The organism is Pandoraea commovens (assembly GCF_902459615.1).
Classification (GTDB): domain Bacteria; phylum Pseudomonadota; class Gammaproteobacteria; order Burkholderiales; family Burkholderiaceae; genus Pandoraea; species Pandoraea commovens.
The window spans coordinates 300,537-318,782 of sequence record NZ_CABPSA010000002.1 but is presented as its reverse complement, the minus strand read 5'-3'; the positions used below and the strand labels follow the sequence as shown (position 1 = coordinate 318,782).

The window sequence follows — 18,246 nt, the reverse complement described above, 5'->3', positions numbered from 1 at the left end:
GAAGTGCCCGGACACGCCCGTGCGGCGGGGCAGTGGCCATCGAGACGACCGTTTGAAAGCCTCGGAAACCGTCTGTGGCAAAATGACCCCAACCCTTCGGGTCCGTCGCGCATTTGTCCTTTCATCTGCAACCCCGCGCGCGACTTTCTTTCCTTTTCACCACTTGATGCGCCGTCAAGCGGCGCAAAGCGAGCATTAATGACGTCGGAACTGTCCCTTTTTCCGGGCTGGCCGCCGGCGCCCGATCCCGTTTTCTTCGCAGGGCTGGCATTGGTATTTGCCGGTCTCGCGGGGGAAATCTGTTTCCGGAGATTGCGCCTGCCGCGCATCACCGGTTACGCCGTGGTCGGGCTGGTCGGTGGCGCCCTGGGTCTTTCCTCGATGCTGGACGCGCAGCAAAGCGCGGCCATCCGGCTGCTGATCGACCTGGCGCTGGGCCTGCTGCTGTTCGAATTGGGTAGCCGCCTTAACCTGAAATGGATGCGGGCCAATCCCTGGATCATCGTCACCAGCGCGCTCGAAGCTTTGCTCACCTTCATCGCGGTCTACGTGGTGTTGCGCGTGTTCAGCGTTTCGCCACTCACGGCGGTCCTGATCGCATCCATCAGCATGGCGACCTCGCCAGCGGTGGTCATCCAGCTCAAGAACGAGTTGCGGGCCGAGGGGCAAGTGACGGAGCGTCTGCTGGCGCTGGCCGCTCTGAACAGCGTCTACGCGGTCGTGGCGGTCAAGCTCGTCTACGGCTGGATGCACCAGGCCTACCACTCCAGCTTCTGGGTGGTGCTGTTCCATCCGCTGTATCTGCTGATCGGCTCGATCGTGCTGGCGTTCGTGCTTGCGAAGGCCTGCAATCTGGTCTTCCGCAAGTTCGGCAGCCAGGACCATCACGCTTTCGTGATGCTGATCGGTCTGATCATGCTGATGGTCGCGCTGGTGCACATGCTCAAGCTGCCGAACTCGCTCACGTTGCTGCTTGCCGGGATCATTTTCCGGAATCTGGATGAGCGTCCCCAGCTTTGGCCGGCGTACTTCGGCACGGCCGGCTGGTTGCTTGCCGTAGTGCTGTTCGTGCTGACCTCGCTGGCGTTCCAGTGGGAATACGTCGTGCTGGGTGGGGTGGCGGCGCTGGCGATCATCGTCGTGCGCGGTGTCGCCAAGGTCGTAGGCACCGTGGCGGTCGCCCATCAGGCCGGTATCAGTTACAAGCAGGCCGTCGCGCTCGGGATGTCGTTGTGCCCGATGGCCAGTCTCGCGTTCGTACTCGTCGCCGACACGTACGACATCTACCCGCAGTTCGATCCGATGCTGAAGGCCGTGGTGATGTGCACCATCGCATTGCTGCAACTGGCCGGGCCGCTGGTGGTCTATTGGGCATTGGCCCTTGTCGGTGAACGGAAGGATTAAGCCATGTCATTAGAAGAATTCATTCCCTCGAAGCCCTGCACCTTCGGGGTGGAGCTGGAGATGCAGATCGTCAATCGTCACGATTACGATCTGACCAAGGCCGCGTCCGACGTGATGCGGCTCGTCGCCAAGGAGACGCATCCGGGCGAGATCAAGCCTGAGATGACGGAAAGCATGATCGAGCTGTCGACGGACATATGCCATCACCACAGCGATGCCGTCACCCAGTTGCGTCGTGTGCGCGACGTGCTGGTAGCCGCCAGCGACCAGCTCAACGTCGGCCTGTGCGGCGGCGGCACGCATGCCTTCCAGCGCTGGAGCGAGCGCACGATCTACGACTCGCCGCGCTTTCACTTTCTGTCCGAACTCTATGGTTATCTGGCCAAGCAGTTCACGGTGTTCGGTCAGCACGTCCACATCGGTTGCCCGGATCCGGACAGCGCGTTGTACCTCCTGCACGCCATGTCGCGTTACATCCCCCATTTCATCGCGCTGTCGGCCTCGTCGCCCTATGTGCAGGGGGTGGACACCGGTTTTCATTCGGCCCGTCTGAACTCGGTTTTCGCGTTCCCGCTGTCGGGTCGTGCGCCGTTTGTCCTGAAGTGGTCCGACTTTGAAACCTACTTCGACAAGATGGTGAAGACGGGCGTGGTCGAGAGCATGAAGGACTTCTATTGGGATATTCGTCCTAAACCGGGTTTTGGGACGATTGAGGTCCGGGTGATGGATACCCCCTTGTCGGTGGACCGGGCGGCCGCTATCGCCTGTTATATCCAGTCTCTGGCCCATTATTTGTTAAACGAGCGTCCGTTCGATCTCAGCGAGGACGATTACCTGGTCTACACGTTCAATCGCTTCGAGGCCTGCCGTTTCGGTCTGGAAGGCGCTTACGTGGATCCGCAGACGGGTGAGCGCTCGATGCTGGGCGACCACATCGCGAAGACCCTGGAGCTTATCAAACCGCATGCAGCGGTTCTGGAAGCTGAAGCGGCTTGCGAGGATATCCGTCAGCTCGTGTCGTCAGGAAAGAACGACGCTGTCTGGCTGCGCGAGATCCATGCGGACGCCAAGTCGCTCAACGAGATGGTTCGTCAGCAGTGTCTTCGCTGGGCCGCATGATCTGAAACACTTGTTGCAAGCTCTGTCGGTTGTCTGACGACCGGTTTGACGAAACCCCGCCCTGGCGGGGTTTTTTCTTGCCCGACGGTTTTGCAGAGGGGCTCAGCCGCGGCTTTGTGTCGTACTCAGAGGCGAGTCTCTGCGCCTTGCCGCTCTGCAGGACCGAAATCCGTCGAATCACGCATCGCAAGCGCTGCGCTCTCCACTTTTTCCACTGTTTGGGCCAACAGGTTTTTTGCCGTTTTCGCGTGGCTCACAGCAAGGTTTTAAGGTTTTAATAGGTTTACTGTATGTATACATAGTAGTAGTTAACAAAGGCAGCCAACTTCTGTGGATAACCACAGTAAACCTTGAGTAAACAGGAAGTTGCCGGAATGAGAACTGGATGGACAAACAGCGGGTATCCAGAGAACAACTCTGAACAGTTTTCGACCCCTGTGGAAAGATTCGCGACTTATCCCGAACCCATGCACAACTAGTCCGATAACTTATCCATAAAGTTATCCACAGGCGCTTAAATATTGTGCAAAGCACCCCCGAAAACACGGTTTTGTGGATAATTTTGACGTTCTCGCATGGGCTGGTCGGTTCGCGGCTACAATCTCGCCACGCCGAATCCCGGACCTGCCGTACGTGGTGTAAGAAGTGAATGATGTTGGTTTTGCTGGCCGTAACGAGCGACAGCCTACTTTTCGCCAAATTTCTCAATTCGCGTGTTCCGCAGCGTTCGCTTGCCGACACGCCGATCAGTTCTTTCCCTTTTTTTTCGCGCAGCACGACTCTCGGCCACTGACGATCGACGGTTGTGTTTCAAACCATTTGCGTTCTGTCCTAAACGCAGGGGAGTCTGTGCGCGCGCGCCATGACACGAGCAAGACGGCGTTGTCTCGAATATCTAGTGATTTTGGAAGGGGACGTAACAGGGACGCTGCGCACGTGCTGCGCGTCGTTACGGTCTACGAGCCACGTCTGGAGAGGCTTTGCGAGCGGGGGGAGAATTGGTCTGGGGTACGACGTGCTTCGACACGCTGCCGCGCGTTACATCAATTCAGCAAGCGATGTAATTCGCATGGGATGCGAAACGTTTTTTTCGATGCGACGCTTCGCTGCACAAGTGCGCAGGACACCAATATTTTGTAAACATCATGAGTAGGATTTGGGAGATCAGTACAAGAACTGATACGCCAAAATTAAACTCAGAACACACAATGGAATCGTGGTGGGGCGGCAGGTTCAACAGCGACTCGCCGTCGAGTATCGACACGGAAGTGGCTTAGGGTTTCCCCCGGGCGGGGCGCCGAGATATACGAAGCAATAGGCAGAGACGTGTGATGCACCGCCTGTGAGTTCATTTGACAAGCTGTTTTATCGACGTATAGTTTTTAGAAATCCTAACGAAAATCATGGCTACCCCGACCCCACTTGATGAACCGCTTTCCAAGCGCGTCACGGCAAGCTTGCTGCGCATGGGAACTGCGTTACGGAGCCACGCCTGGGAAGGCGCGGCACTGTCTGGATTGACGCCGACGCAGGGTGAGATTCTCACGCTCCTGCTCATGCGCGGCGTGCCGATGCGACTGGGCGAAATTGCGGAGGATGCCGCGCTCACATCGGCCACGGTCAGCGAGGCCGTGAGTACGCTTGAGAGCAAAGGCCTGGTCGAGAAACGTCGCGATGCCAACGACGGTCGCGCGCTGGCTTTGCGCCTGACGACCAAGGGCCGCACGTCCGCCAAACGGGCTTCGCAATGGGCGAGCTTCGTGACGACGGCTGCCGACGTGCTGAGCGAGAAAGACCGGGCACAGCTTTACCGCATGCTCGTCAAGCTCATGTCCACGATGGAGAGCCGCGGGGACATGCCGCAGCAACGCATGTGCCTGACGTGCGAGCACTTCGAAGCTGCGCCGCGCGGCAAGGGCATGTACCACTGCAATTATTTCAATACGACGTACGACGATTCGCGTCTTGCGATCGACTGCAATGCGCACCAGGAAGCCGACCTGGCGACGCGCAACAAGGTCTGGAAGATTTACAGCAAGAGTTGAACGCCGGGCCGGTATTCGCTGCGCTCGGGTGGGATCCCGGCGCTGGGCGAATCAAGGGGGAGAACGTCATCCGCGACCGGGTGACGTTTTTTTTTCGTCGGACGTTGTCACGCACATGACCGTCGCGTGCCTGTACACTGCGCTTTTTTGCATCCACGAAACCTCATCGCATAGAGATGGCAGCCAAGCGCAGAATCGAAGTCAGGAAGTCGGGCGTCCACGGTAAAGGTGTGTATGCGGTCAAGCGCCTCAAGAAGGGGGATCGCGTGATCGAGTACAAGGGCGAGATCATTTCGTGGCGCGAAGCGTTGCGTCGCCATCCGCACGATCCGGATCATCCGACTCATACGTTCTACTTCAGCCTGGAAGACGGTCGCTGCATCGACGGCAAGGTCGATGGGAACAATGCTCGCTGGATCAACCACGCCTGCTCGCCGAACTGCGAAGCGCGCGAGGAAGGCGAGCACGTCTATATTTATGCGATGCGCGATATCGATGCGGGCGAAGAGCTTTTCTACGATTACGGTCTTGTGATCGACGCCCGCTATACCAAGAAACTCAAACGCGAATACGCTTGCCATTGCGGCAGCAAGGCCTGTCGCGGCACGCTGCTCGCGCCGAAGCGCTGAGCGCGTGAAGGAAGGGGACGGTCAGTGCGACGTGCGGTCGCCGGCGAACTGGTCGATGGCCAGCGCCAGGTCGACGTCGCGTTGCGTCAGACCATCGGCGTCGTGCGTCGAGAGCGTGATGTCCACACGGTTGTAGACGTTGAACCACTCCGGGTGATGGTCCATCTTTTCCGCCTTGAGCGCGACTTGCGTCATGAAGCCGAAGGCTTCGTTGAAGTCGTGAAACGTGAAGCTACGCTGGATGGCGTCGCGTCCGACCACCTGGTGCCACTCGGGCAGCACTTCGGCCAGGCTGGCGCGTGCCTCGGATGAGAGTCGTGTTGTCATGGCATTCCTTTCAAAACGTTGCTTGCAACCATGAACGGCTGGTTCGCCGGTTCATTTGGCCTATTGTTTCACAGGCGGGCGGCGCACGTGTGTAAGCGCTGTCTGATAGCGCTCCAAGGGGTTTGGGAGGAAAGCGCCCGGGTCGCCCCGGGCCGTGCCATCATGCCGGCAGCAGAATCTGCGTGTCTTCCGGGCGGCGTGCGTTGGCTTCGAACGACGGCTGTTCGGAGAACGCCTTGAACAGCGCCGGGAGGTCCGCGCGCATGGCGTCGAACAGCTGGGCGAAGTCGTCGATGACGAAGTATGTCTGTTGAAACGTATCGATGCGGTATTGCGTGCGCAGTACGCGCTCAAGCGAAAAGCCGATGCGATTCGGCTCACGCGAGGTCAGCGAGAATTCCGTTTCACCACGGCTCGACACGATGCCCGCGCCGTAGATGCGCAGTCCGTCGCCGTCACGCATCAAACCGAATTCAACCGTGTACCAGTACAGACGTGCCAGCAGCGGCAGCGCGCCGAGCGATTGTGCAACCGTGCCTGCCTTCCCGTAGGCCTGCATGAAGTCGGCGAACACGGGATTGGCGAGCAGCGGCACGTGACCGAACACATCGTGAAAGCAATCGGGTTCCTGAAGGTAGTCGAGCTGGTCCGGACGGCGCATCCACCAGGTCGCCGGGAAACGGCGATTGGCGAGGTGGTCGAAGAAGACTTCGTCCGGCACGAGACCGGGCACCGCCACGACCTGCCAGCCGGTGGCTGCCATCAGCTTTTCGTTCAGACGTTCGAACTCCGGCACGCGACGCGCGTCCATGTCGAGAGCACGAATGCCTTCCATGAAGGCATCGCAGACACGACCGGGCAACATCGCCGTCTGACGTTCGTACAGCTGCTGCCACACCGCGTGATCGACCGCGCCGTATTGCTCGACGGGTTGATCGATGGTGAAGTCGGAGCGGGTCGTGAGACCTGCGTCGAATTGCTCCTGGAGCATGGCAGTAAGGGACATGATGCGAACGACTCAATTAAGCAGTGACAATGATTGAAAGTGTATTGCGCATGGCATGCGAAATGGGCGCATAATGCGCCTGTGGTGAAAGTCGTTTGCATAAATTTCGCATAAAAATGTGATTTATTGCGGAGAATCGTCATGCTTGATCTGGATAGCTTCGATTTGGCCCTTTTGGACGCCTTGCAGAAGGAAGGCCGGGCCACCCATCACCAGTTGGCAGAGCATGTGGCGTTGTCAGCGTCGCAGATCGGTCGACGCCTGCAACGGCTCGAAGCCGCGGGCGTGATCGAGGGGTATCGCGTGGTGTTGCGCCCCGAGGCGTTAGGCCTGGCGGTGACGGCGTTCACGACCCTGCGCCTGCAACATCACGGCGATCAGGTCATCGAACGGTTTCAGGCGGAGATCGATTTGCTGCCCGAAGTGCTGGAGTGCCACGCCGTGGTGGGCGAGGCCGATTACCTGCTGAGGATCGTGGTGCCTGATCTGAACGCCTTGTCGGCGTTCGTGATGAAGCGGCTGATGCAGGTGCCGGGCGTGGAGAATGTGCGCTCGAATATCGTGCTGAGCGCTTTCAAGCGCAGCAACGCGTTGCCACTGAGCTATCTGTCGAACAACCGTCCGGCGTCACGCTGATCGCTGGCGATGTCTGCACGATGGTGACGCTGCGCGGCATCGGCCGCCGCGGTGCCTGCGCACGGGGCTCAATCCTCCGGCATTAGCCACGGCTTCACGTAGCGTCCGTAGATCAATGACTGGATAAGCGCAACGGTGGAGCCGATCAACACTTCGATCACGCGCAGCATGGCGAGGCTGAGCTCTTCGTGCAGTCCTTGCCCCTGTCCGCTGAGCGCCGCCGACATCAGAATCACCACCGTGGCCGGTCCAAGTCGCCAGTTCGCCGGATAGTTCTGCACCAGCATGGCCGCAAGCGTCGCGATCGTAATGCCCACTAGCATCGCCGCCAGACCCGGCCCCATCACCAACAGCACGATACACGCCACGACCGCCCCGGTGATCGTGTTGATCGAGCGCGCCTTGAAGTTGCTGCGGGCCTGCAACGGATCGGGCTCGGTCACGATGATGAGCGAGATCATCGCCCAGTACGGTTCGGGAAAGCCTGCGGCGCGCAGGCCGAACCAGACGATCAGCGACCCGCTAAGAATCTTCACGAGATAGACCAGCGCGTTCTTCTTCGGGTGCAGAAAGGCAACGGACATGGGCAGCGCGGGTGACGAATGCGGGAAGCGTCAGTGTGACATAGGCCGCCTTCCTGTTTGCCTATTCGCAAGACTTTCGAAGCGAATTCCGAACGACTGTCCGGACGATTCCGACCCGGTCGGGGATCCCATCCCAAATATCGTTTTCCGTCCAAGTTCTGTTGGGAAACGGTTCGATATGCCAATGACTGCGGGTTAGAATCGCCTCACCAGAACCCGGGAGGAGTCCGGCATGCATAGCCGAACGCAACGCGTCTGGCCGACCGCGCCGTTGGCGTGGGCGGCGCTGAGTCTTGGAATGATCGTGGCGTCGCCGGCACAGGCCGCTCGCGTCGTAAGCGTCAGCCCGCAGGGCGAGGTCGCGAGTGTGAATCAGGTCGTCGTCAAGTTCGACGAAGCGATGGTGCCCGCAGGCGATCCCCGGGCGACCGCGCCCGCTGCCGTGCGGTGTACGGATACGTCGCTGACCGGTGATGGTCACTGGCTCGAACCCAAGATCTGGGTCTTCGACTTCAAGAGCGATTTGCCGCCGGGCGCGAAGTGTTCCGTCGAGATGCGCAGCGGTCTGTCCGCCGTCTCGGGCACGGCACTCTCCGGCACCACGAAATACGCATTCAACACGGGCGGTCCGGCCGTCTCGTCCATCCGTCCGTCGTACGGTGTTATCGACGAAAACCAGATTTTCATCCTTACGCTCAACGGGGCGGCTGCGCCTGCCAGCGTGCGCCAAAACGCCTGGTGTGAAACCGAGGGCGTTGGCGAGCGTATCGGTGTCAAGTGGATCGAGGGCGACACGCGCACCGCGTTGCTCAAGCGATTCAATCTCGACAAGCAGTCGGCGCGCGTCGTCATGTTGCAATGCAATCGCATGCTTGCGGCCGGTGCGAAGATGCATCTGGTCTGGGGGGCGGGGATTGCCACGCCGTCCGGGGTGCCGACCAAACAGGCACGCCGTTTCGAATACGAAGTACGTGAGCCATTCACTGCGAGCTTCAGTTGCGAGCGCGAGAATGCCAATGCGCCGTGCACACCGTTGCGTCCGCTGCGTCTGTCGTTCAGTTCACATGTAGCGCGAGACATGGCCGCGAAGATTCGCCTGCAGGGGGCAGGGGCCGAACGGTCGCCGAAGGCTAGCGATTCGGACCGCTCGTCGAGCGTGAGCGAGGTTACCTTCGATGCGCCGTTCCCAGAGAAGGCCGAGCTGACGATCACCCTGCCGAAAGGCTTTACGGATGACAGTGGCCGTGCGCTCGAGAACGCCAGCGAATTTCCGTTGAAGACGAAGACGGCAACGATGCCGCCGTTGGCCAAATTTGCTGCGGCACCTTTCGGCATCGTGGAGCGGTTCGCGGAGCCGGGCATGCCGCCGATGTTGCCGGTGACGTTGCGCAAGGTTGAGCCTGCGCTGCAAATCAACGGTCTCGGCGTGGCTGGCGAAGCGGCGAAAGTGGGTGACGCGGGGCGGACGTTGCAATTGCGTGTCGACGATGATGCCGAAGTGCTGACGTGGATGTCGCGCGTGCGTCGCTTCGACGAGACGACGATGACGCGCAAGCAGATCGCGCAGGAAATGCCATCGATCCTGACGGCACCAGCGGCGAAGGAAGCGTTCGGACCCAACGCAGCGGCCATCGTCGAAGAGAAGGTCACGCGATACGACACTCGCAGTCTGTCCCTGCTCTCGGGGCTGCAAGGCGTTCAGGCGCTGACCCTGCCCGTGCCGAAGGAGAAGGATCCCCGGCCGTTCGAAGTGGTCGGTATTCCGTTCCAGAAGCCCGGTTTCTACGTCGTGGAACTGGCGTCCCCCTCGCTCGGGGCGGCGCTGTTGGGCAAGTCGTTGCCGATGTACGTGCGCACCACGGTGCTGGTGACGAATCTCGGCGTGCACTTCAAGATGGGCCGCGAGAACGCGGTCGCATGGGTGACGACGCTCGACAAGGGGCAGCCGGTCGCCAACGCGAAGGTACGCGTGCTCGACTGTGACGGCAGCGAAGTTGCGACGGCCGTCACCGACAAGACGGGCGTGGCGAAGATCGACAAGGCGCTCGAACGTTACAAGTACTGTCAGAAGACGAGCCGCTCGGGGTACTTCGTGGTGGCCCGCACGCAGGGCAACGATCCCGATATGGCGTTCGTGTCGTCCGATTGGGATCGCGGCATCGAGCCGTGGCGCTTCCATGTGCCGACCGACGGCGGTAACAGCCCGACCGTGCGTGCGCAGACGGTGTTCGATCGCATGCTGTTCCGTGTGGGCGAGACGGTGTCGATGAAGCACTTCATCCGTCAGGAGACGATGCAGGGGCTGGCATTGCCTGCGAGCCTGCCGTCGCAAATGACAATCACGCACGAGGGTTCCGGACAGACGTACACGCAGCCCGTCACGTGGCGCAACGGACGGCTGGCCGAGAACACCTTCCAGATTCCTCAGGGCGCGAAGCTGGGTGAATACGCGGTGACGCTGGACTACACGGACAACGATTCGCGGCCGAAGACCTACCCGCAGTCGCTCGACGCCGGGCACTTCCGCGTGGAGGCCTTCCGCCTGCCGGTGCTGGCCGGATCGATTGGCGTACGCGATGCAGTGAAGTCGCCGCTGATCAACAAGACCGAAGCGCCGGTGAATGTGCAGGTGAACTACGTCGCCGGAGGACCGGCGGGCAACCTGCCGGTGCGCGTGTCGGCCTTGATGCGTGTGCGCGATCTCACGTTCGACGGGTACGACGACTACAGCTTCACGCCTTATCGCCCGCCGTCTGCCCAATCGGGCGGCGACGATGACGATCAGGGTAACGACGAAAGTTCGGGATCGAGCGACCAGAAGCTGGTGGCCGACAAGCAACGTCTCGTGCTCGACCGCAACGGGGCGGGCACGCTGACGCTTAAGGATCTGCCGAAGGTCGACCGTCCGAGCGATCTGGTGCTCGAAGCGAGCTTTGCCGATCCGAACGGCGAGATTCAGACGCTTCGCGGTAATGCCACCTTGTGGCCGGCCAATCTGATTACCGGCGTGCGCAGCGAAAGCTGGGTGTCGGTGACCAACAAGCTGCCGGTCAAGGCACTGGCCCTGGATTTGCAGGGCAAGCCGAAGTCCGGCGTGGCGATGGAGGTGCGCGCGGAGGCGCGTATCACCACGAGCAGCCGCAAGCGGATGGTGGGCGGCTTCTATGCCTACGACAACCGCACCGAAGTCAAGGATCTCGGCAAGGTGTGCAGCGGCAAGACGGATGAGCGTGGCGAGTTGTCGTGCGACGTATCGCTCTCCCAGCCGGGCGAGATCACGCTGGTCGCGCAGGCGAAGGACGACAAGGGCAACCTGAGCACGTCGACGACCGGTGTGTGGGTCACGGGCCGGGGCGAAGTCTGGTTTGGCGGCGACAACACCGACCGGATGGACGTGCTGCCGGAGCGTCGCGCTTACGAGCCGGGCGAGACGGCCAAGTTGCAGGTGCGCATGCCGTTCCGTTCGGCAATGGCGCTGGTGGCCATCGAACGCGAAGGCGTGATAGAGACGCGCACGGTGGAGATTTCGGGCAAGGATCCGAACATCTCCCTGAAGGTCGATCCGACATGGGGACCGAACGTCTATGTCTCGGTGCTCGCGGTACGTGGTCGTATCCACGAAGTGCCGTGGTACTCCTTCTTCCAGTGGGGATGGAAACAGCCCCTGGAGTGGTTCCGTGCGTTCTGGTACGAGGGGCGCGAATATCAGGCCCCGACCGGTCTGGTCGACCTGGGCAAGCCCGCATACCGCTTCGGTCTGACCGAGTTGCGCGTGGGGACGGCGGGTCAGCGCCTCGCTGTGGAAGTGAAGCCTGACGCGGCGACGTATCCCGTGCGCGGCCACGCGAAGGTCCGCATCAAGGTCACACAGCCGGACGGGAAGCCGGTCGCAGCAGGGTCCGAGGTCGCCGTCGCCGCAGTGGACGAGGCCTTGCTTGAACTTGCACCCAACACAAGCTGGAATCTGCTCGATGCCATGTGGCAACGTCGCAGCTACACGGTGACGACGGCGACGGCGCAAATGGAGATCATTGGTCGTCGTCACTACGGGCGCAAGGCGGTGCCTGCCGGTGGCGGCGGGGGCAAGAGTCCGACTCGGGAGCTCTTCGACACGCTATTGCTGTGGCAGCCGCGCGTGGTGCTCGACGACAAGGGCGAAGCGACGGTCGACGTGCCGCTCAACGACTCGCTGTCGAGTTTCCGGATCGTGGCAGTGGCGGATGAGGGCAAGCCCGGTACGCAGGCGCTTGGCTGGTTCGGTACCGGCTCGGCGACGATCCGCTCGACGCAGGACCTGCAACTGATCTCGGGATTGCCGCCGCTGGTTCGCGAAGGTGATAACTACCGTGCGCAGTTCACCGTCCGTAATACAACGCAGCACACCATGCAGGTGCAACTAACCGCGCGTGCGACGCAACTCACGCTCGCACCGCAACGCATTGACGTACCGGCCGGGGAGTCGCGTGAGGTGATGTGGGAAGTCACCGCGCCGACGGGGCTGGCCGACACGCGTGCGCAGCGGGTGCTTTGGGAGGTCAGTGCGCAGGCACCGGCAGCGGGCGGTGCGCCGGCTGCGAGCGACGCCATCAAGGTCGGGCAGGACATTCAGCCGTCCCTGCCAGCGACGGTGCAGCAGTCGGTGCTCACGCAGGTAGAAGGCAGCCTCACGCTGCCGATGGCGCCGCCCGCAGGGGCGGTGGCGGATAGCACGGGCAAGCTGCGGGGCGGCGTGCGCGTCAACCTGCAGCCCCGTCTGTCGCAGGGGCTGCCGGGGGTGAAGCGCTGGTTTGAGCTGTATCCGTATGCGTGTCTGGAGCAGCAGGCGTCAAAGGCGCTCGGCTTGCGCGACGTTGCGCAGTGGAAGCGCGTGATGGGCACGCTGCCGTCGTATCTCGACGAAGATGGCCTCGCGAGCTACTTCCCGCCGCAGGAGGGCTTCGCCAATCAGGGCAGCGATACGCTGACGGCCTATCTGCTCGCCATGAGCAACGAGGCGAAAGCGTTGGATCCCGCTTACGGTCTGCCGGACGACGCGCTCGCGCGCATGGAGGACGGACTGACGGCGTTCGTGGAAGGCCGTCTCACGCGACGCTTCTGGGCACCGCGCGATGACCTGACGCTGCGCAAGCTCAGTGCGATCGAAGCGCTCTCGCGCTACGGTCGCGCCAACGCCCGCATGCTCGGTTCGTTGACGATTGCGCCGAACGACTGGCCGACGTCCGCCGTGATCGACTGGTACGCGATCTTGCAACGTCTGCCCGATGCGCCGCAACGGGCCGAACGCATGGCGCAGGCCGAGCAGATTCTGCGGGCGCGCCTGTCGTATCAGGGCACGCGGGTGGGGTTCTCGACGCAGGGCACCGACGGACTTTGGTGGCTCATGGTCGGTCCGGAGACCAACGCGGCGCGGCTGGCGTTGCTGATGAACGCGAACCCGGCATGGAAGGACGACATGCCGCGTCTCGTGATCGGCTTGCTGGGCCTTCAGTCGCGCGGTGCATGGTCGACGACGACGGCCAACGTCTGGGGTGGACTGGCGGTAGACCGCTTCTCGGCGCGCTTCGAGCGTGATACGCCGACCGGGCAGACCACGGTCCAGTGGCAGCGCGACAACCAGACGAGTGGCGGGGTGCAGAGCGTCGACTGGGACAAGCTCAAGGCAGGCACCGTGCCGCCGACCGTGTCGCTGCCGTGGCTGAGCAACGCGGCCGCCGGTACCGACAACGCGCGCGATGTGTTGCGCCTTGAGCAGGCCGGTGCGGGCAAACCGTGGGCGACGATTCAAAGTGTCGCGGCGGTGCCGCTAAAAGCGCCGTTTGCGGCGGGCTATCGCGTCACGCGCAGCGTTCAGGTGCAGGATGCGGCGGACAAGTCCGGCGACAGCTTCGTGCGAGGTGCCGTGTTGCGCGTGCGACTCGATATCGATGCACAGGCCGACATGCGCTGGGTCGTGGTGAGCGATCCGCTACCGGGCGGGGCGTCGGTACTGGGTGGAGGACTTGGACGCGACTCGGTCATTGCGACGCAAGGCGAGAAGAGCGAAGGCGCGATGCCCGCGTTTGAAGAGCGCGCGCAGGACGCCTACCGCGCGTACTACGACTATCTGCCGAAGGGGCAGCATCGCATCGAGTACACCGTGCGTCTGAACAACGTCGGCAAGTTCGCCACGCCGCCGACGCGCGTAGAAGCGATGTACGAACCGGCGATGTATGGCGAGACGCCGAACGCGCCGGTGCAGGTTGTGCCAGCCAAGCAATAACGCACGGGAGACCGATTGCAATGACGTCGAACTTCTTTGCGCCAGCGGCGGCGCTGCCGCGCGAGGCTCGCCGCTTCTGGTGGCTCGCCGCAGTGGCGGGGGCCGCCTATGCTGTCTCGTTGCGCGGCACGCCGTATGCGGATCAGGCCATCGCGAAAGTGTTCCTATGCGCGCTGCTGCTGTTTGCGGCGCTGTATCACCGGGTGCCACGCGAGCGGGTCTGGCTCTGTGCGGCGCTCGTCTTCTCGGGGGCGGGCGATGTGCTGCTCGCGCTCCCGGCGCTTGCGCAGGGCTTCGTGTTCGGACTGGGCGCATTTCTGGTGGCGCACCTCGCGTACTTCATGCTGTTCTGGCGCGTGCGTCGGCCGTGGGCGCAGGTGCCGCGCTGGCATCGCGTCGCCATCGTCCTGGTGTGGATTGCAGCGGCGCTTCTGTACGCGCTGTATTGGCCTGGCATGGGGGAGTTGAAGGCACCGGTCGCGTGCTATGTCGTCGTGCTCGCCATGATGGCCTCGGCGGCGCTACTGGCTGACGTCCGAGGCGAATGGGCGCCTGTCGGTGTGCTGCTGTTCGCCGTATCGGATGCGCTCATCGGTACCACCCGCTTCGTTGGCTCGGTGCCCGCGCAGGAGTACGCGATCTGGATTCTGTATGCGCTCGCGCAGTTGCTGCTCGTGGCGGGCATCATGGCCATCCGCACGCCCGGACAGGCACCGTCGTCGAATGAGAAAGGATGAAGTCAATGTGCGCAGTGCCTGATGGGCGTCGTGGAGGTGTTGCGCGTCGAGTCGTACTGAGCGTCGCGATGGCGCTCGGGTTGCTTCAGGCACCGGTCGTCGCACACGCGGTGCCGTCGTTCGAAGAGGTGCGTCAGGATTGGCGTGCATCCGACTGGATTCTGCTGGACCGTCGTGGCGAGCCGTTGCAGCGCTTGCGCGCCGATATGCAGGCGCAACGCGGCGATTGGGTGACGCTGGCCGACGTGTCGCCCGCGTTCCGTGAGGCGCTGATCGTCTCGGAAGACAAACGCTTCTACGAGCATAGCGGGGTCGACTGGCGGGGTGTTGCCGCTGCCGCGTGGGGCAATCTCTGGCATTCACGCACGCGTGGCGCGTCCACCCTGACGATGCAGCTGGCGGGCCTGATTGACGACGACCTGCGCCCCAGTGCGCGCAACCGGTCGGTAACGCAGAAGATCGGGCAGGCCGCAACGGCGCTCTGGCTGGAGCAGCGCTGGCGCAAGGACCAGATTCTCGAAGCCTATCTGAATCTCGTGCCGTTTCGCGGCGAACTCGTCGGCATCTCGGCCGTCTCGCAAACGCTGTTCGGCAAGCTGCCCATCGGTCTCGACGCGCGTGAGGCAGCGATTGCCGTCGCGTTGCTGCGCGCCCCCAATGCGCCTGCCGGGCGCGTCTCCCAGCGCGCCTGCGGCATTCTGAAGGACATGGGGCAAGGGGCGGATTGCAGCGGGTTGGAAGGTTATACGCAGTTGGTATTTTCGCGTCCCGCGAGCGTGATGACGACGCGCGACGCCGTGAGTCTCGCACCGCATTTCGCACGCCGCGTTTTCAGCGAAAGCCGTCCGCCAGCGGGCACACGCATCACCAGCACGCTGGACGCGAATCTTCAGCGCATGGCGGTGAACACGCTGGGGCAGACGCTGCGCGAGCTGAGCACGCCGGGACGTGCGCGCAACGTCCAGGACGGGGCGATTGTCGTGATCGACAACGCGAGCGGCGACATCCTCGCGTGGGTCGGCTCGTCCGGTGCGCTGTCGTCTGCGGCACAGGTGGATGGCGCGACATCGTTGCGTCAGGCGGGCTCCACGCTCAAGCCATTTCTCTACGCGCAGGCGATTGCCGAGCAGCGTCTGACGGCGGCGTCGCTGCTGGACGATTCGCCCATCGATCTGCCTACGGGCGGTGGTCTGTACATCCCTCAGAACTACGATCGTCACTTCAAGGGATGGGTCAGTGCGCGCACCGCGCTCGGCTCGTCGCTCAACGTGCCCGCCGTGCGCACGCTCGTGATGGTCACACCGCGCCGGTTTGCGCAGACGCTCGTCTCGCTCGGTTTGCCGCTCACGCAAAGCGGTGATTACTACGGCTTCAGCCTGGCGCTCGGCAGTGCCGACGTGACGTTGCTCTCACTCACGAACGCATATCGAGCGCTGGCGAACGGCGGCACGGCGAGCGGCATTCGCGAACGCATGCCTGAGCGTGTCGCATCGACGTCGCGCGCGCGAACGGACGATAAACCGGCGGGTAAGAAGGCTAAGGACGACAACCGCACGCACCCGGCGGCAGGCACGCCGGTCTTCTCGCCGCAGGTGAGCTTCATTGTGTCCGACATGATCGCAGACCGGCAGGCGAGAACGCGCACGTTCGGCCTCGACAGTCCGCTCTCGACACGCTACTGGACCGCCGTGAAGACAGGCACCAGCAAGGATATGCGCGACAACTGGGCCGTCGGGTATTCGCGTCGCTATACCGTGGGTGTCTGGGTCGGCAACGCAGACGGCGCGCCGATGTGGGACGTCTCCGGTGTCTCCGGTGCCGCCCCGATCTGGCATCGCGTGATGGACTATCTGCATCGTAGAACCGCCAGCCTGCCGCCCGTGCCTCCACCCGGTGTAGAGCATGTCGCAGTGCAGTACGCCGAGCACGTCGAACCCGCGCGCGAGGAGTGGTTTTTGCCAGGGACGTCGCAGAGCACGATTGCGTTGTCCGCACTCGCCACGAAGGCCCCGAGCGGCCCGCTCTGGCGCATTGCCGGGCCGACGGACGGGACCATCGTCGCACTCGATCCCGATATCCCGCCCGCCAACCAGCGACTGTGGTTTCAGGTGGCCGCCGCGTGGCCCAAAGGCGCGGCGTGGCGACTCGACGGAAAGCCGTTATCCGGTACGTCGCGTGTGGGGTGGTTGCCGTGGCCGGGACGTCACACGCTTGAGCTGATCGACGCGTCTGGTGCGGTGCGCGACAGTGTTCGCTTCGAGGTACGCGGTGCGACCGTCAACGACGGCAAACGCATGCGCAATGCGAGCCGCTGAGCGCATGTGCGCGATGATGCATTGACATCGCGCACGGTCTGACGCGTCGCGACGACACGAAATGTCACGATTAAATTTTGATGTGGCAGACGCGTTCACGCGATGCGCGCTACACTGAAATCAGACTTGGCAAAGCGTGACGCAATGTGACGACGACGAGTGCGAACTCCGCCGCCCGAAGGCGTACGCCCCGAAGCGGAGACAATCGATGATCACGCTGGATGCGCATCAAACCGCGCAGTTGTTGCCCTATCCTCAATTGGCCGACGGCATCGAGGCCATGCTCATGGAGATGCGCTCGGGCACCGCGCGCGCCCCGGAGCGTCTGCACTTTCCCTTGACCGAACCCGAACGCGGCCGCCGCACCGGCGTGCTGCTGGTGATGCCTGCCGTCAATCGGGATGTCGCGATGACCAAGCACATCACCGTGCATCCCGAGAATTGCCGTGCGGGCAAACCGTCGATCATCGGCGAGGTGATGGTGTTCGACCCGCACACGGGCGAGCGCCAGATGCTGCTCGACGGACCGACCGTCACCGGGCGTCGTACTGCCGCCGTCACGCTCTTTGCTGCGAGAAAGTTTGCGCCACGCCCGAAGGGGCCGGTGCTGATCGTCGGTGCGGGCGTGCAGGCGAGGGCGCATCTGGAGGCCTTCGCGGCAGGCATGGGCACGCGTCATTTCATGATCTTCTCGCGCAGTCCGGAGCGTGCGCATGCGCTGGCCGATCACGCCGCGACGCTCGGTGTGGAAGCGACCGTGGTCGACGCCATCGAACCTGTACTCAATACCGTCAGCATCGTGATCACGGCGACGACCAGCAGCGAACCGGTTCTGCCGGACAGCGACGTGACGCGCTGGCGCGACGACATTTTCGTCGCGGGCGTGGGCGCGTTTCGCCCGGACATGCGCGAGTTGCCGCCGCAGTTATGCCGCGACGCCGCCGTGCGCGGCACGCTGGTGGTCGATACGTGGGAAGTGAAGCACGAGGCGGGCGATCTGCTGCACGCCGCCATCGACTGGGGACGCGCCGCGCCCTTGATGGATGCCATCATCACACCCGACCGTTTTCGATCGAGCGGGCCGGTGCTCTTCAAGAGTGTGGGCTATGCGCTGTGGGATCTCGCGGCGGTGCTGTGCGCGCGCGCGAATCTTGCGAAGGATGGTGTGCCTGCCGCTTGATTGCC

12 protein-coding genes are annotated in these 18,246 nt (G+C 62.7%); 9 read left to right on the top strand and 3 right to left on the bottom strand.

Annotated elements, in window-relative coordinates; genetic code table 11:
- The first annotated feature begins 198 nt into the window (after positions 1 to 198).
- From PCO31010_RS07630 to PCO31010_RS07615, 4 genes are all read left to right on the top strand, one after another.
- Positions 199 to 1,404: a cation:proton antiporter gene (locus PCO31010_RS07630; protein ID WP_150663728.1), complete on the top strand. Its 1,206-nt coding sequence runs from the start codon at positions 199 to 201 to the stop codon at positions 1,402 to 1,404.
- Positions 1,405 to 1,407: 3 nt separating this feature from the next.
- Positions 1,408 to 2,523 carry a YbdK family carboxylate-amine ligase gene (locus tag PCO31010_RS07625; protein WP_150663727.1) on the top strand — a complete coding sequence of 372 codons (1,116 nt, stop codon included), beginning with the start codon at positions 1,408 to 1,410 and terminating at the stop codon, positions 2,521 to 2,523.
- Between the two features lie 1,403 nt (positions 2,524 to 3,926).
- Positions 3,927 to 4,568: a MarR family winged helix-turn-helix transcriptional regulator gene (locus PCO31010_RS07620; protein WP_174984482.1), complete on the top strand. Its 642-nt coding sequence runs from the start codon at positions 3,927 to 3,929 to the stop codon at positions 4,566 to 4,568.
- Between the two features lie 176 nt (positions 4,569 to 4,744).
- Complete coding sequence (locus PCO31010_RS07615) at positions 4,745 to 5,197, top strand: SET domain-containing protein (protein ID WP_046290246.1); 453 nt, start codon at positions 4,745 to 4,747, stop codon at positions 5,195 to 5,197.
- Between the two features lie 21 nt (positions 5,198 to 5,218).
- Here PCO31010_RS07615 and PCO31010_RS07610 read toward each other — a convergent pair whose 3' ends face one another.
- Positions 5,219 to 5,524, bottom strand: coding sequence for a 4a-hydroxytetrahydrobiopterin dehydratase (locus tag PCO31010_RS07610; RefSeq protein ID WP_150663726.1), 306 nt, complete (start codon positions 5,522 to 5,524; stop codon positions 5,219 to 5,221).
- Between the two features lie 160 nt (positions 5,525 to 5,684).
- On the bottom strand, positions 5,685 to 6,530 hold the full coding sequence (gene phhA, locus PCO31010_RS07605) for a phenylalanine 4-monooxygenase (RefSeq protein ID WP_150663725.1): 846 nt from the start codon (positions 6,528 to 6,530) through the stop codon (positions 5,685 to 5,687).
- Between the two features lie 141 nt (positions 6,531 to 6,671).
- On the opposite strand from phhA, the gene PCO31010_RS07600 reads away from it, so the two are divergent.
- Positions 6,672 to 7,166, top strand: coding sequence for an Lrp/AsnC family transcriptional regulator (locus PCO31010_RS07600; protein ID WP_039394205.1), 495 nt, complete (start codon positions 6,672 to 6,674; stop codon positions 7,164 to 7,166).
- 68 nt (positions 7,167 to 7,234) lie between these two features.
- Here the strand turns inward: PCO31010_RS07600 and PCO31010_RS07595 are convergent, their stop codons facing one another.
- Positions 7,235 to 7,750, bottom strand: coding sequence for an FUSC family protein (locus tag PCO31010_RS07595; RefSeq protein WP_150663724.1), 516 nt, complete (start codon positions 7,748 to 7,750; stop codon positions 7,235 to 7,237).
- A 232-nt stretch (positions 7,751 to 7,982) separates the two neighbouring features.
- On the opposite strand from PCO31010_RS07595, the gene PCO31010_RS07590 reads away from it, so the two are divergent.
- The 4 genes from PCO31010_RS07590 (at position 7,983) to PCO31010_RS07575 (ending at position 18,241) form a co-directional block, all read left to right on the top strand.
- Positions 7,983 to 14,009 carry an Ig-like domain-containing alpha-2-macroglobulin family protein gene (locus PCO31010_RS07590; protein ID WP_150663723.1) on the top strand — a complete coding sequence of 2,009 codons (6,027 nt, stop codon included), beginning with the start codon at positions 7,983 to 7,985 and terminating at the stop codon, positions 14,007 to 14,009.
- Between the two features lie 20 nt (positions 14,010 to 14,029).
- Positions 14,030 to 14,746 (top strand): lysoplasmalogenase, encoded by a 717-nt coding sequence (locus PCO31010_RS07585; RefSeq protein WP_150663722.1) that lies wholly within the window; start codon positions 14,030 to 14,032, stop codon positions 14,744 to 14,746.
- A 5-nt stretch (positions 14,747 to 14,751) separates the two neighbouring features.
- Positions 14,752 to 17,061 (top strand): penicillin-binding protein 1C, encoded by a 2,310-nt coding sequence (pbpC, locus tag PCO31010_RS07580; protein ID WP_150663721.1) that lies wholly within the window; start codon positions 14,752 to 14,754, stop codon positions 17,059 to 17,061.
- Between the two features lie 208 nt (positions 17,062 to 17,269).
- Positions 17,270 to 18,241, top strand: coding sequence for a delta(1)-pyrroline-2-carboxylate reductase family protein (locus PCO31010_RS07575; protein ID WP_039394193.1), 972 nt, complete (start codon positions 17,270 to 17,272; stop codon positions 18,239 to 18,241).
- Positions 18,242 to 18,246 lie beyond the last annotated feature (5 nt).

Bases quoted from the DNA above. Each gene is read 5' to 3' on its own strand.
- PCO31010_RS07630 (WP_150663728.1), top strand. From the start codon at position 199: ATGACGTCGGAACTGTCCCTTTTTCCGGGCTGGCCGCCGGCGCCCGAT.
- PCO31010_RS07625 (WP_150663727.1), top strand. From the start codon at position 1,408: ATGTCATTAGAAGAATTCATTCCCTCGAAGCCCTGCACCTTCGGGGTG.
- PCO31010_RS07620 (WP_174984482.1), top strand. From the start codon at position 3,927: ATGGCTACCCCGACCCCACTTGATGAACCGCTTTCCAAGCGCGTCACG.
- PCO31010_RS07615 (WP_046290246.1), top strand. From the start codon at position 4,745: ATGGCAGCCAAGCGCAGAATCGAAGTCAGGAAGTCGGGCGTCCACGGT.
- PCO31010_RS07610 (WP_150663726.1), bottom strand. From the start codon at position 5,524: ATGACAACACGACTCTCATCCGAGGCACGCGCCAGCCTGGCCGAAGTG.
- phhA (WP_150663725.1), bottom strand. From the start codon at position 6,530: ATGTCCCTTACTGCCATGCTCCAGGAGCAATTCGACGCAGGTCTCACG.
- PCO31010_RS07600 (WP_039394205.1), top strand. From the start codon at position 6,672: ATGCTTGATCTGGATAGCTTCGATTTGGCCCTTTTGGACGCCTTGCAG.
- PCO31010_RS07595 (WP_150663724.1), bottom strand. From the start codon at position 7,750: ATGTCCGTTGCCTTTCTGCACCCGAAGAAGAACGCGCTGGTCTATCTC.
- PCO31010_RS07590 (WP_150663723.1), top strand. From the start codon at position 7,983: ATGCATAGCCGAACGCAACGCGTCTGGCCGACCGCGCCGTTGGCGTGG.
- PCO31010_RS07585 (WP_150663722.1), top strand. From the start codon at position 14,030: ATGACGTCGAACTTCTTTGCGCCAGCGGCGGCGCTGCCGCGCGAGGCT.
- pbpC (WP_150663721.1), top strand. From the start codon at position 14,752: ATGTGCGCAGTGCCTGATGGGCGTCGTGGAGGTGTTGCGCGTCGAGTC.
- PCO31010_RS07575 (WP_039394193.1), top strand. From the start codon at position 17,270: ATGATCACGCTGGATGCGCATCAAACCGCGCAGTTGTTGCCCTATCCT.